We start from the raw sequence: 13,895 nt of genomic DNA on the forward strand, positions 1-13,895 counted from the left end.
TCTAGAATTGTATAAAAGTGTCAAAACATTAGGGGATGGGGAGTGTTGTTTTTGAAAAAGAAGGTATTATCTTCAACGTTAGCTTTATCTCTAGCTTTAGGGGGATTTGCGACATTTGGTACGTCACGTACATATGCAGCAGAGCAAAAAGTTCAATACAATCAAGAATTTCAGACACCATCTTATATTGGGGAAGAGTGGAAAGCACCGGAAGGATTAGATAAAAAAGAAACGGTGTTTGAGTATTTAAAGAGTAAGAAAGACATGTTTAAATTAGCAGGAAATATGGAGAAACATTTTGAAATTGTTGGAGAAGAAAAAGACGCAGAAGCGGGAACAACGCATGTGAAGCTTATTGAAAAATATAATGGTGTTCCTGTATATGGCTCTGATCAAACAGTAGCAATTGATAAAGATAATAATGTGAAAGCATTTTTCGGACAAGTTATCCCGAATTTAGAAAATAAAAATATCCCAGCAACTGCAAGTATTTCAGAAGATGAGGCTGTAAATATTACGAAAGCTGATATTGAGAAAGAGATTGGAAAAGTAGACAACTATGATGGGATTAAGAAAGATTTATATGTATATGAAAAAGATGGACAATATTATCTTTCCTATCTTGTAAAAGCATCTGTTTCAAATCCAGCACCAGGCTACTGGCATTATTTCGTTGACGCGACAAATGGGAATGTAATTGAGAAATATAATGCGATTGATCATATTACGGGATTTGGATATGGTGTGTTAGGGAATCGAACAAGTTTTGAAATGGCACAAGACGAGAAAACAGGGGCATTTTATTTGTTTGATGGAAAACGCGGAAAAGGTGTTCATACATTCGATGCGAAAAATACGCCTGCATGGTTGTTTGATCTTCTCTCACGATATCTTGGATATACAGGTGCGGAAGTAGAAAGTAAATCGAAGTTCTTTGAAGATAAAGCAGCTGTTGATGCACATGCAAACGCTGAGAAAGTATACGATTATTATAAGAAAACATTTAACCGTAATTCTTTTGATAATGAAGGAGCAAAATTAATTTCTACTGTTCATGTAGGGGATGGCTGGAATAATGCAGCGTGGAATGGTGTCCAAATGATGTATGGAGACGGTGATGGAAAAACATTTATTCCGTTCTCAGCAGGACTTGATGTTATTGCACATGAGCTGACTCATGCAGTAACAGAATACTCCGCAAATCTAGAGTATCAAGACGAATCTGGTGCATTAAATGAATCGTTATCTGATATTATGGGTGCGATGGTAGACCGTGATGATTGGGAGATGGGAGAAGATATTTATACGCCAGATAAACAAGGGGATGCATTCCGTTCTTTAAGCAATCCTGCTGCTATTCCAAATCCATTAAAGCCAACTGAAGGCTATCCAGATCATTACAGTAAGCGCTACACAGGAACGGTTGATAATGGCGGTGTTCATATTAATAGCAGCATTAACAACAAAGCTGCATATCTCGTTTCTGAAGGTGGTACACATTACGGTGTTACTGTAAAAGGTGTAGGACGCGCAGCGACAGAGAAAATTTATTACCGCGCTCTTACAAAATATTTAACTGCAAACTCAAACTTTAGCATGATGCGCCAAGCTGCCATTCAAGCGGCTGCAGATTTATATGGTCAAAACTCTGATGCGGTATATGCCGTAACGAAAGCGTATGATGCAGTAGGTGTAAAATAAGAAATAAAGAAGACCTGACTTTGATAATGTCAGGTCTTTTTTTATCTAATCGCGAATTCCTAGTGCGATTTTTGCAATGCGTGACATACGTTCTTTGGACCAAGGAGGATTCCAAACAACATTTACTTCTATTTCATTTACCTCTGGAACATTTGTCGATAATACCTTTTTTACATCAGATACAATTTGTCCAGCCATTGGACAACCGATAGAAGTCATTGTCATTGTAATAACAGCATTATTTTGTTCGTCAGTTGTGACATCATATACTAGCCCGAGGTTTATAATATCTACGCCAAGCTCAGGGTCAATTACAGCTTCTAAATTGGCATATACTTTATCTTCTAAAGTTTGAGACATATGAAAACACCTCTATTCATGATTGATAGTTATTCTCATTATACAAGATGGAAAGAGAAGATGCAGTGATTGAGCTCACAGCATTTTTTTCTAGATGAAAAAAGCATTCCTCATAAAGTTTCACTTTATCCTATTTAATTATATTTTAGTAATCTCCAACTTCGACTTATACACGCTATACATAGAAGAAAAACTCTCTTCATTTTGAAGAGAGTTTTTCTATATATTTTTGGCGATCAGTGTATATAGTCCAGGGATGCGATGTTCAATTCCTTCCGGTGCTTGAGGTGGAAAGACCCATTTTTGCTTTGCACCACATTCTTCTGTGAGCTCTTCGATACGGAGTCCTGCTTGAGCGATTTTTGTTACAATTTCTCCTAACGTCCATCTGCGAATTGTATTTTTAGGTAAAGAGGAGCGCTCTGCTTCTGATAAGAGCATACCGTATGCTACATCTACTTCGATTACATCTTCATAAAAGTAATTTCCATTTGCGATTGCTTGGTTATCTTCTATTTGTAGAAGTTTTGTATACATTGGGTGATAGTCGCGTAAAAGGAATGTTCCACCTTGTTTTAACAATTGAGAAATAAGTGTAAATAAAGGCTCTAAATCTATGAAATAGTGGAGCACACCAAGCTCAAGTAATACTACGTCGAATGAGCCTATTGTTTCTGGTAAATCTAGTACATCAGACACGATGTATTCAATATGTATTTTAGCGGCTGCGGCAAGTTCCTTAGCATATTTCGCATTGCTCTCCGAAATATCGACAACCGTTACTTCTGCCCCTAATAATGAAAGGGCAACCGCCTTACTCCCTTTTGATCCCATTAAATTTATAATTCGTTTTCCTCGCACTTCACCGATGTAAGGCAAATAATAAGCGACCTCGGCAGTAGGGTTTTCCCGTATTTGCTTGCCAAAAGAATGCGGCGTTCCGTGACGATTTGTCCAAGCTTCATAAGCGGCTTTACTCCAGCCCGCTTTATTCTTTGCGCTTAATTGCTGTTGATTCAAAAAGACCTCTCCTTTCCATGAAGATGTATAAGTTCTTCGTAAACATGGAATTTCCTTTCAATGGAATGAATTATAATTTTTTTACAATAAAACGAACAAATAGTTTGATTTTTCTGTATAATATTATAAAATGTAAATTACATATGAAAAGCGTTGAAGAGGAAAAGTAGAATGAAATCATTCTTTCCAGAGAGCTTCGGTAGCTGAGAAGAAGCAAGAATACTCATTTGAACAATGGCCTCTGAGCTTCGTCCTGAACTTATCACTTGATAATAGTAGGCGACGACGAGTGTTGGCTTTCGTTATCAAAGTCACAGTATACGAGCAATAGTTGCTCCGTACTTGCAGAGGTCAATCGTGTGAGCGATTGACGAAATAAGGTGGTACCACGACTGTATATACAGCCTCGTCCTTATCTTTTTAAAAGATAGGGGCGAGGCTTTTTTATTTTTAAAGGGGGGCATGTAGGATGAATATTTTTATTGGAGGCGCTTGGCCATATGCAAATGGTTCATTGCACCTTGGTCATATTGCTAGTTTACTACCAGGAGATATTTTAGCGCGTTATTACCGTTTAAAAGGAGACAATGTGTTATATGTATCAGGAAGTGACTGTAACGGTACACCGATTGCAATTCGTGCTAAGCAGGAGAGAGTAAGTGTAAAAACAATTGCGGATCGCTATCATGAGGAATTTGAACGATGTTTTCAGAAGTTAGGTTTTTCCTATGATTGCTATACACGTACTGACTGTGTTCATCATCATGAAGTAGTTCAGAACATTTTCTTAGAGCTTTTAGAAAAGGGGCTTATTTATAAAAAGAAGGTGGAGCAAACATATTGTGAGACTTGTGCGCAGTTTTTGCCGGACCGTTATGTGGAAGGGATTTGTCCGCAATGCGGCGCACAGGCGCGTGGTGATCAGTGCGATGCATGTTCTGCTATTTTGGATCCGATAGATTTATTAGAGAAAACATGTAAGTTGTGCGGCAGTGTGCCGACAATTAAGGAGACAGAGCATTTTTATTTTGCACTAACGTCATTACAGAAGCAGTTAGAAGAGTATATAGAAACGGTGAAACAGAATGGCACGTGGCGTGAGAACGCCGTACAGCTGGCGCAGCGATATTTACAAGAAGGATTACAAGACCGTGCTGTTTCAAGAGATTTGCCAATTGGAGTAAGCGTTCCGATTGCTGGGTACGAAGAGAAGAAGGTGTACGTTTGGATTGAGGCTGTGTCTGGTTATTATTCAGCAAGTAAACAATGGGCACAAGAAATAAACTGTGATGATACACCATTTTGGCAAGCGGATACACGGACGTATTATGTGCATGGCAAAGATAATATTCCATTTCATACAATTATTTGGCCAGCTATTTTGCAGGGAATACAAGCGAAAGTATTGCCAGAATATATTGTTTCTAATGAATATTTAACGGTGGAAAAAAGGAAGTTATCTACGAGTAGGAATTGGGCTGTATGGATACCAGACATGTTAAAGGAATATAATCCTGATTCGATACGCTATTTTTTAACTATAAACGCACCAGAAAATCGAGATACAGATTTTTCGTGGCGAGAGTTTATTTATAGTCATAATAGTGAATTGTTAGGAGCATATGGAAACTTTGTTAATAGAACGCTGAAGTTTCTTGAAAAATATTACGAGAATACTGTACCAACTGGACACATCAATCAAGAAATTGAAGAAAAGCTAAAAGGATTATATGTGGAAGTAGGACGATTGATTGAAAAAGCACATTTTAAACAAGCACTAGAACTAATTTTTGAAACGATTCGTTATGCTAATAAATATTTCGATGAGAGACAGCCTTGGAAACAAATAAAAGAGGACAAGAGAGCCTGCGATGAAACAATGCGAAATTGTGTTCATTTCATTATAAACTTTGCACAAGTATTAGCGCCGTTTCTTCCGTTTTCATCTGCACAAGTACAACAAATGTTAGAGGTTTCTCAGAGCAAATGGAATTACGTCACTGAATGTCCAGCTTATATTTCGAATGTATCACCGTTATTTGAACGTATCGATGTGAAGAAAATTGAGGAAGAAGTGGAAAAACTGTATGGGTCTTTAATATGAAAAAATAGCACCGATTGTGGTGCTATTTTTTCATTAAAGTATATAATCACTTTCCTTACAAAAATGTAATCTTATTGTAAGCCATTGCGATAGTAGTTTCGACAAGGTTTTTATACAATAAAGATACAAAATCAGTACGTGCTAGAAGAATGGGTATCAATAAGAAAAGGAGAGCGAGAGATGGAATGGATTCACGACTTATTTCAACAGCATGCATACTATGTTGTACTTATTGGATTGATGCTAGAGTATATTGCATTTCCGTTTCCGGGAGAGCCAACATTAGCGTATGCAGGGTATTTGGCACATACCGGTGAGCTACATCTAGTGCCGCTAATCTTTTTATCTTTTGTAGGAACAAGTGTAGGTATGACAATTCAGTACTTTGTCGGAAACAAGCTTGGGATGCCATTTATACAAAAGTACGGAAAATATGTCTTTTTAACGCAGCGTAAAATTGATTTAACGAATAAATGGTTTGATAAGTACGGTTATTTTTTAATCTTTATTGGTTTCTTTATTCCTGGTGTGCGTCATTTTACAGGGTACTTTGCGGGAATTATTAATTTACCATTTCGCCGCTTCGCGATGACGATTTATTCTGGAGCATTGCTTTGGGTATCATTCTTCTTAGTGGGCGGTTATTGGTTAGGTGGAAACTTAGATAATATATTTAGAGCAGTTGAAGGCCATATTGGAAAGATTATTATCGGTGTTGTTGTGGTCGTGGCAGCAGGTGCAGCGGTAGGATTCCGTAAACAAATTAAACGTGTGTTTGCTCAAACAGTAAATTAAAAATGTCCATTCTATGTCGAAAAAGGCGGTCTCTGAAATGTACCCTTTACAAAGGGCGCATTTCAGAGACCGCCTTCTTTTTTATTATGAATTACTTTCCATTTGAACATGACTTTCATCTTGTAGTAAATCAAAGATATCCGCTAAGCAAAATGCGATAAACCAAGTCCAAAGACCATGGAAGAACGCTGTACTAAGTTGCAGAGGTAAATCATAAGTTGTTGTGGAAAATGAGATACAACCGCCGACAATTCCAATCATCGTTAAAAGTGTTGTTTTTCTTGCGTTTTCTTCCGGATTGAAAAGAAAGAAAGTAAACGAACCTAAAATTGAAGCGCTTACAATAGAATCGATTCCATTCATATATAAATTTTCACCAGTATGAGTATTTGTCCAAAAGCATACGAGACCGCCTGCTACGGCAAATAATGTTGCGATTATAAATCTAAATTGTTTGTTCATACGTTCATCTCCTTCATCATCATCATTTGAACAGGAGGACCTGAATTTTAATTAATAGAAATTAAATAAGAAGATATAGTTATTATCTACTTTTATGATATATACATAGTATAACATGTTTTAGATTTGAATAAAAATAATTATCTGATATTTCTAGTTTTTGATGTTTCAAATAGCTATAAACATCATTCCATTTCCTTCGATATCATAAAGTGAAACTTCCATCAGTGGGGGGGTTCATCCCCCACTGATGGTTAGTTGAACAAATCGGGCTTTTACGGAACTCTTTTATATGCAAATAAAAACGCAAGGATTTCCTCCTTGCGTTTTGTTATATACGTTTAAATCGTCCAACCACTTCTACTGTTTCTGTAATGTTAATAAAAGCATGGCTATCAACGTGGCGGATTAGACGTTTAATTTCTCCTAATTCATAGCGTGTAACAATTGTGTAAATCACTTTTTTCTCATGATCTGTATATCCACCGACAGCATCAACCATTGTTACACCGCGAATCCCGTTTTGTAGTAATGCTTTTTTAATGGCACTTCCTTTTTCTGTAACGGTCATCACCGTTAATTTAATGTGCTTTGTATGAATAGAATCGATGACTTTACTTACAACAAATCGGCTGATAAGTGTGTAAAGTGTAATATCCCATCCAAAAATAAAACCACCGACTGCAAGTAGAATAAGGTTAAAGCCAAAAGTAATGGATCCAATGGAAATATCCCTATGTTTTGCTACAATTAATCCAATAATATCGAATCCACCTGTTGAAGAGGCAAAACGGAAAATGATTCCCGTTGCAGCTCCGCAAAGTACACCACCAAAAACAGAAGACAACAAAACATCCTCAGAAAGTTGATGAACTGAAATGATATTCATTGCAAGAGTCGATGCAGCAAGAAAGTATGCTGTTAAAAAAGTTGTTTTCTTTCCTAAATAAAAATAGCTAAGAAAGAGTAGTGGAATGTTTAATAAAAAGATGAGTGCACCAATGCTGTAGTGCATTAAGTAACCGATAATCATCCCAACGCCAGCAAAGCCGCCACTAATCATGTGGTGTGGAATAAAAAACATATTCATTGAAACTGCATAGAGAATTGAAGCAACTGAAATAACAACAAGTTGAATGATGAATTCTAGATGCAATGTTTTTGCGGCTGGGAATGATAAAAAGGCGGTATCGGGAACGTAATCGGCGTCTCCTAGTTGGCCCATAGTCTGTTTTCATCTCCATATTCGTTTTTAATTACAAGAAGAGAATAATGCTTTTTTTAAGTACTGGCAATAGTTTTATTATTATACGAAAATTTTATAAAATTTTTACAATTTAAGTGTATGAATAAAAACATGAATATGTAAAATATAAGGAATTTACATGTTGAAACAGTATGATATAATCCTGTCATAAGGATGTGAAGAGATGGAATTCCTATTTCAAGATGCAGTGTTATGTATATCTGTTGTAACAACGGCACTTTGTTTATTAGAAGTCTTATTTCTCACTAATGTTTCACGTTTTGTGCGTCAGCAAACATATAGAGGTAGACAGAAAGCTTTCGCAGTCGTTGAAACATGTGAGGATCATATAGGGAATAGCTTACTTTTCTCTATCTTTTATAAACATGGAATGGCCCACTCAGTTCGCAGGCAAGAAGCAAGCGGAGAGAGTGACGATGTAGGTCCGTATATAACCAATGTTTCGCTAACGAATTAAGAAACATTGGAGGAATATATATATGTTTAAATCATACCGAGCTTGGCTCGTAAGTTTATCTTTATTACTTGTTGTTGTTTTATCTGGTTGTAGTAATGCGAATGCAAATGCAGGACCAGTTGATGCGAATAGTCCAGGATTTTGGAATCACTTTATTGTATATCCAATTTCTGTTATGCTGCAGTTTGTGGCGCACCATTTGCCGAATCATAGCTTTGGGATTGCCATTATCATTATTACGATTGTAGTTCGTACGATATTACTGCCGCTGACGATTACGCAATATCGCAGCCAATTAAAAACGAAAAAAATGCAGCCAAAGATTCAGAAATTGAAGGAAAAGTATGGCGATACGACGAAGAATCCGGAAAAACAAAAGCAATATCAACAAGAAATGATGACTTTAATGAGAGAGGACGGTGTAAACCCGCTGATGGGTTGTTTACCGTTGCTGCTGCAAATGCCGGTCTTCTCAGGATTGTACTATGCAATTAGTCACACGGAAGAGATTCGTTCATCTTCTTTCTTATGGGTAAATTTAGGACATGCAGATCCTTATCACATTTTACCTGTCCTTGCTGCTATGTCAACATTCCTGCAAATGAAAGTATTTCAGTCTAATATGACAGGAGAACAAGCTCAAAATCAAGTATTAAAAGTCCAGCAGTTTATAATGCCGGCAATGATTTTATTTATGGGATCAGCTGCACCATCAGGACTTGTCTTGTACTGGATTACAAGTAACCTATTTACTGTGATTCAAACTATAGTATTGAGGAAAGTCATGGATCGTGAAGATGTACAAGTGCAAGGGCAAGGGGCATAAGAAAAATTTAGTTTTATAAATAAGACAGTGCTTGTGAGAGCACTGTCTATTTTTGTGATTTCGATATACGAAATTGATGCATGAATGTAATGACCACTTGTTATCGGCTTGAATATGAAGGGGCTTGGAGGTTAATAGAGAGGAACTTTGTATCTGTTATATTATACCGATATAATTTGTGTGTGTAATATAAAACACTCTTGCATTTTTTCAAAAATTCAATATAATGAACAGTAACAACAACATTCGACAAAAGTATTGATAAGGACATGATCTATTTTTTACGATTCTCAGAGAGGGAAGCCTGAGGCTGTGAGCTTCCTAATACGAAAGAATAGTTTACCACCTTTGAACTGCAGCAGTGAACGAACATCTAGTAATTGTTTGCCGGCAACAGCCGTTATCTGAAACTTGAGCAATTGGCGCTTTGTGTCTTCGTGTCAATTGGAACAAGGGTGGAACCGCGAATCAAACACTCGTCCCTTTTTTTAGGGAGGAGTGTTTTTTTATTTTATTTAGATCAAACTAGGATTAGAGGGAGGAGACGCAGTATGCATCACGATGACAAAAATAAAATTGGCCTAACAGTCGCATTATCAATCGTTGTCGGAACAATTATCGGCTCTGGGGTATTTATGAAGCCAGGTAAGGTACTGGATTACGCAGGAAGTTCTAACATGGCAATCTTTGCTTGGGTAGTAGGGGGGATTTTGACCTTAGCAAGTGGTTTAACTGTTGCAGAAATTGGGGCGCAAATTCCGAAAAATGGTGGCTTGTATACGTATTTAGAAGAGATTTACGGAAGATTTTGGGGTTATTTATCTGGATGGATGCAAACACTTGTATATGGACCAGCAATTATTGGAACATTAGGATTGTATTTTAGTTCGTTAGTTTTAAACTTTTTCCATATTGATAAAGTGTGGAATTTACCAATCGCGATTGGAACAGTTGTATTTCTTGGTGCTGTAAATAGTGTTGGAACAAAGTATGGGGGTATTGTTCAAACTGTGACAACAGTTGGGAAAATGATCCCGGTTGTACTTATTATTGTGATGGGGTTTTGGAAAGGGGACAGCGATATATTTAACGTCGTTGTACCAGCGTCCGCAAATCAAAGTATTGGGATGGCAATTTTGGCAACATTATTTGCATATGATGGTTGGATTTTACTAGCATCTATCGGCGGTGAAATGAAAAATCCAACAAAGCTGTTGCCAAAAGCGCTGACAATTGGAATCCTTGTAGTAACAGCAGCGTATGTGTTGATTAATATGGCATTATTAAAAGTGTTACCAGCTCCGCAAATTGTTGCACTTAGTGAGAATGCAACAGCGAAAGCGGCTGAAATGTTATTAGGTGAATACGGTGGGAAATTGATTAGTATTGGGGTTATCGTTTCAATTTTCGGATGTTTAAATGGAAAAATTTTAACATTCCCACGCATTCCAGTATCAATGGCAGAACTTGGTCAGCTACCGTTTTCAAAATTTATTGCGAAAATTAATGATAAGTTTAAAACGCCAGCAAATGCAATTTTTGTAGAGATTCTACTTGGTATTATTTTAATGATTGTAAGTGACCCGAATAAATTGTCCGAGATTTCCGTATTTATTATTTATATTTTCTATGTGATGACATTTATCGGTGTATTCATTTTACGAAAACGTAATGCAGGACAAAAGCGTGAATATAGTGTTCCCTTATATCCAATCGTACCAATCATAGCAATTTTAGGATCATTCTTTGTAATTGGAAGTGCGATTATTAATGATCCAATCAGTTGTTTCTTGTCAATTGGTATCGTATTAACTGGATTACCAGTGTATTGGTATTTGAATAAGAAAGAGGCAAATTTGAATAAGAAAAAGGTAAGTTAGTCGATAATGAATTTTGAAATAGGCATCTTTTGGAGATGCCTATTTTTTTGTGCAAGGATGTTGAAAGAGATTGTGGAATATGTTGTTAAAAGGAGGTGTTTACAGTGTTAACGTCTGTTGTCGAATTTATCTTTATGATTGCACCACTTGCATTGCTTGCCTTTGTGTTTCGATGGATTCGTTTTATTTATATAAACTCAGAAGAACAAATAAAACAAAATGAACAAATTATTTCGTTGTTATCGGATATAAAGAATCAAAATGAAGAACGGACATGAGTGGGAATACATGTCCGTTTTTTTAATAACGTAATTTCATTAATATGCTTCGAATTTCCTCATCGTTCATAAATAAATCATGATGCTTTTCTGTAATTTTCGCAAGGGCAACGTCATGATAGAAAAATTCTGTGAAAAATTTAACGAATGGCTGAGACATTGTTTTCATTGCTTGCCATGAGTTTTGCTCAACACCTGCAAATAAAATTTCATGATCATCGATAATGATGAGTAAAAAGCGTTCAAGTGCATCATGTTCTTCTGTTGGGATGAGAAGGTGAATTTGTTCTAGTGTTGTATCAAGATTCCCTACAACAAGTGCTTCTATCTCTACACCTTGCTTTTTCTTCTCTTCTAATAACGGCATATATTCTAGGAACGTATCATTCCATGCAGACATACGGATGGATTTCTTTGCTTCCTGCACAAGTTGTTTACTTTGCGCATGAATAGAAGACTGTATTTTTAAGCTCCAAACACGGTCATCTGTATATATTTTTTTCGATACGTTGTTTTGTAACTCTTCAATATTTGATTGAAATTCTGCGGTTAACTTTTCGATAGCAAGCTGCAGCGGCAAGGCGATATATAGTTTTTTCTTTTCAGAAACAGAATCCATCACCATGCCTTTATCAATAAGACGTGCCAATACTTCGTATATCTTTGCTTTCGGAACACCAGAATACTTCACGATGCTCGTTGCATCAAGCGGCTCTTCGCTTGAAACGAGGACTTCGTATGCTTGACTTTCATATTGTGAAAAACCGAATCTTTGTAACATAGTTCCTCCTGAACGAAAATTTCTTCTTTCTTAAGAATAAGGAACTCTCTTCGTGAATACAAGGGAAGAAGCTTCTTCTCTTGTGATTGAAACAGAAGCGGCAGCTATATCAGAAGAAGTTAATGCAGCGGCAGAAACACAGGTATCTCATTTAGAAAAAGTGTCAGGAACGATGAAGCAATTAATAGTAGAAATGAGCGATTTGGAAAAGCGAGTAGAACAGTTTAAAATAGAAAATTGAACTTTAGGCTGTCGGGATTTTCCCGACAGCCATTTTTGAATGTTTTTTGGGGCGTATTCATGTCGTATATTGTCGGAAGGTCGATATCCCGCATTAACGGGCAGTAAAGGCTGGGGAAGAGCGGGGAAGAATACTGCCCGTAAAAGCCCGATTGGTTCAACTAACCATCAGTGAGAAAAGCGTCACTGATGGAAGTTTCACTTTATGTTGTGTCGAAGCGCCGATAAATGCCCCACTTCCGCCGATATATCGTGAAAAACACCGATATATTGAGATTGTAACTCTTTTCATATTTAATTATGGACAGCTTGGAATGTGAGGATGCCGTTACTTTCTGTTACCATTAATGTCCCGCCAATAGCTTGTGTTGTATATTGATGAGATGTACGATCAGTTAATCCAAGTTGTTCTAAAATAGACATAACACCTTGCTGACCAAGAGAAGGGTCTAAACTCAAAATAACAAGACCTACCGTTGCATAAAAGGCTGAAGTGTCTTGTTCAGAAGCATCTGAACCGACAACAGCAACAGCACCGATATTGCCGTTAGATTTATAAATTGTCATGCCAAATCCTAAACCATTGCTGAATGTTCCATTGTACGTAACAGTTGCTTGATCCTCTGTGAATAGCTTAACATTTCCTAAGTTATATCCGGATGGCTTTCCAAGACGGTTAAAAGTGGAAACATATTCTTGGATAGTTCGAGTTGTCTCAGCTTGTGCTGGTTGATGTGGATTAGGTTGGCCCGGTTGAGGAGCAGGTTGTGGGTTTGGGGTAGGAGCTGGGGCTGGTATTTGTTCTGGTGGAACTGGCTTTTCAACTGGAGGAGAAGAAGTTGGTTTGTCTTTCTCTTTCTCACACGCTGTTGTTCCTAGCAGAAGACTTCCTGCTAATAATAAGGTAATAAATAAACGTTTCATAATCCACTTCCTTTCAAAGTTGCGAAAATGCGATTTCTTGCAGAAGTCATATCAATATATGCAGGGCGGACAGAAAAGAGTTACGGTAGATAAGCATATTCTGGGAAAATAAAGTAAAACTTCCATCAGTGGGGGCATCCCCCACTGATGGTTAGTTGAACCAATCGGGCTTTTACGAGCAGCCATTTTTTTAGGTGAGTTTCTGTCGTATATTGTCGGAAGGTCGATATGTTGTGTCGAAGCGCCGATAAATGCCGTACTTCCGCCGATATATCGTGAAAAGCGCCGATATATTTTTAGTTATGGAGAAAATTTTGTACAATAGTAAAGAATCTACAGAAGAGGTGAACAGAAATGGCAATTGTTGATGTTACCATTATTCCAGTTGGAACAGGCACTACAAGTGTAAGTGAGTATGTAGCGGAAATACAAAAAGTACTTGAGAAAAATGCAGATCGCGTGAAGTATCAATTAACACCAATGAATACAATTATTGAAGGAGAACTTCCGGTGTTATTTGAAGTCATTCAACAAATGCATGAAGTTCCATTTTCTAAAGGCGCAGGTCGCGTAGCAACAAATATTCGTGTTGATGACCGCCGTGATAAAGTCAGCTCCATGGAGAAGAAGTTACAGTCTGTACAGTCGAAGTTATAGAGTGGAACTAATCGGGATTTTACTGCCCGAATAGGAGAAGCAGCGAAATAAGGCTGCTTCTTTTTTAATATGACTTAAAAAAGTAGGACAAGAAAATTGTTTCTATCTTTAAATTTATTTACTATCAAATATGAAGAAATGAG

Annotated in this window: 15 protein-coding genes and 2 other annotated features; of the genes, 9 read left to right on the plus strand and 6 right to left on the minus strand. The window is 37.1% G+C overall.

All coding sequences use genetic code 11. The features are described from left to right. Nucleotides 1–51 precede the first annotated feature (51 nt). Nucleotides 52–1,701, plus strand: coding sequence for a M4 family metallopeptidase (locus ACTDJC_RS07085; protein WP_440602988.1), 1,650 nt, complete (start codon nt 52–54; stop codon nt 1,699–1,701). A 45-nt stretch (nt 1,702–1,746) separates the two neighbouring features. Here the strand turns inward: ACTDJC_RS07085 and ACTDJC_RS07090 are convergent, their stop codons facing one another. Next, nucleotides 1,747–2,061, minus strand: a complete 315-nt coding sequence (locus tag ACTDJC_RS07090) for a metal-sulfur cluster assembly factor (protein ID WP_440602989.1) — start codon at nt 2,059–2,061, stop codon at nt 1,747–1,749. A 219-nt stretch (nt 2,062–2,280) separates the two neighbouring features. After that, complete coding sequence (locus ACTDJC_RS07095) at nt 2,281–3,081, minus strand: class I SAM-dependent methyltransferase (RefSeq protein ID WP_440602990.1); 801 nt, start codon at nt 3,079–3,081, stop codon at nt 2,281–2,283. Between the two features lie 144 nt (nt 3,082–3,225). Further along, nucleotides 3,226–3,498, plus strand: a binding site (T-box leader). Nucleotides 3,499–3,550: 52 nt separating this feature from the next. Between ACTDJC_RS07095 and metG the strand changes: the two genes are divergently transcribed. Beyond that, the gene (gene metG / locus ACTDJC_RS07100; RefSeq protein ID WP_440602991.1) at nt 3,551–5,185 is read left to right on the plus strand and encodes a methionine--tRNA ligase; all 1,635 of its coding nucleotides are present in this window, start codon (nt 3,551–3,553) and stop codon (nt 5,183–5,185) included. Nucleotides 5,186–5,365: 180 nt separating this feature from the next. After that, nucleotides 5,366–5,980, plus strand: coding sequence for a DedA family protein (locus tag ACTDJC_RS07105; RefSeq protein ID WP_440602992.1), 615 nt, complete (start codon nt 5,366–5,368; stop codon nt 5,978–5,980). An 84-nt stretch (nt 5,981–6,064) separates the two neighbouring features. Here the strand turns inward: ACTDJC_RS07105 and ACTDJC_RS07110 are convergent, their stop codons facing one another. Then, nucleotides 6,065–6,442 (minus strand): DUF3938 domain-containing protein, encoded by a 378-nt coding sequence (locus ACTDJC_RS07110; protein ID WP_440602993.1) that lies wholly within the window; start codon nt 6,440–6,442, stop codon nt 6,065–6,067. Nucleotides 6,443–6,773: 331 nt separating this feature from the next. After that, the gene (locus tag ACTDJC_RS07115) at nt 6,774–7,667 is read right to left on the minus strand and encodes a YitT family protein (protein ID WP_440602994.1); all 894 of its coding nucleotides are present in this window, start codon (nt 7,665–7,667) and stop codon (nt 6,774–6,776) included. 205 nt (nt 7,668–7,872) lie between these two features. On the opposite strand from ACTDJC_RS07115, the gene ACTDJC_RS07120 reads away from it, so the two are divergent. The 4 genes from ACTDJC_RS07120 (at nt 7,873) to ACTDJC_RS07135 (ending at nt 11,150) form a co-directional block, all read left to right on the plus strand. Next, the gene (locus ACTDJC_RS07120) at nt 7,873–8,166 is read left to right on the plus strand and encodes a hypothetical protein (RefSeq protein WP_440602995.1); all 294 of its coding nucleotides are present in this window, start codon (nt 7,873–7,875) and stop codon (nt 8,164–8,166) included. Nucleotides 8,167–8,188: 22 nt separating this feature from the next. Beyond that, nucleotides 8,189–8,992, plus strand: a complete 804-nt coding sequence (gene yidC, locus ACTDJC_RS07125; protein ID WP_440602996.1) for a membrane protein insertase YidC — start codon at nt 8,189–8,191, stop codon at nt 8,990–8,992. A gap of 249 nt (nt 8,993–9,241) precedes the next feature. Next, nucleotides 9,242–9,479 (plus strand) — a binding site (T-box leader). Between the two features lie 64 nt (nt 9,480–9,543). Continuing rightward, a complete protein-coding gene (locus ACTDJC_RS07130; RefSeq protein ID WP_440602997.1) occupies nt 9,544–10,872 on the plus strand; it encodes an APC family permease in 1,329 nt (442 codons plus the stop codon). Nucleotides 10,873–10,976: 104 nt separating this feature from the next. Then, nucleotides 10,977–11,150, plus strand: coding sequence for a hypothetical protein (locus tag ACTDJC_RS07135; RefSeq protein WP_253631215.1), 174 nt, complete (start codon nt 10,977–10,979; stop codon nt 11,148–11,150). Nucleotides 11,151–11,172: 22 nt separating this feature from the next. Here the strand turns inward: ACTDJC_RS07135 and ACTDJC_RS07140 are convergent, their stop codons facing one another. Continuing rightward, complete coding sequence (locus ACTDJC_RS07140) at nt 11,173–11,931, minus strand: TrmB family transcriptional regulator (RefSeq protein WP_253630802.1); 759 nt, start codon at nt 11,929–11,931, stop codon at nt 11,173–11,175. A gap of 52 nt (nt 11,932–11,983) precedes the next feature. Between ACTDJC_RS07140 and ACTDJC_RS07145 the strand changes: the two genes are divergently transcribed. Beyond that, nucleotides 11,984–12,172: a hypothetical protein gene (locus ACTDJC_RS07145; RefSeq protein WP_440603062.1), complete on the plus strand. Its 189-nt coding sequence runs from the start codon at nt 11,984–11,986 to the stop codon at nt 12,170–12,172. A gap of 293 nt (nt 12,173–12,465) precedes the next feature. Here ACTDJC_RS07145 and ACTDJC_RS07150 read toward each other — a convergent pair whose 3' ends face one another. Further along, nucleotides 12,466–13,095 (minus strand): adhesin, encoded by a 630-nt coding sequence (locus ACTDJC_RS07150; protein WP_440602998.1) that lies wholly within the window; start codon nt 13,093–13,095, stop codon nt 12,466–12,468. A 354-nt stretch (nt 13,096–13,449) separates the two neighbouring features. Between ACTDJC_RS07150 and ACTDJC_RS07155 the strand changes: the two genes are divergently transcribed. Continuing rightward, nucleotides 13,450–13,752: an MTH1187 family thiamine-binding protein gene (locus tag ACTDJC_RS07155; protein ID WP_090998954.1), complete on the plus strand. Its 303-nt coding sequence runs from the start codon at nt 13,450–13,452 to the stop codon at nt 13,750–13,752. The last annotated feature ends 143 nt before the right edge of the window (nt 13,753–13,895 follow it).

Origin of the sequence: Bacillus sp. GB_SG_008, from assembly GCF_052038115.1 — a bacterium.
GTDB lineage: Bacteria > Bacillota > Bacilli > Bacillales > Bacillaceae_G > Bacillus_A > Bacillus_A rhizoplanae.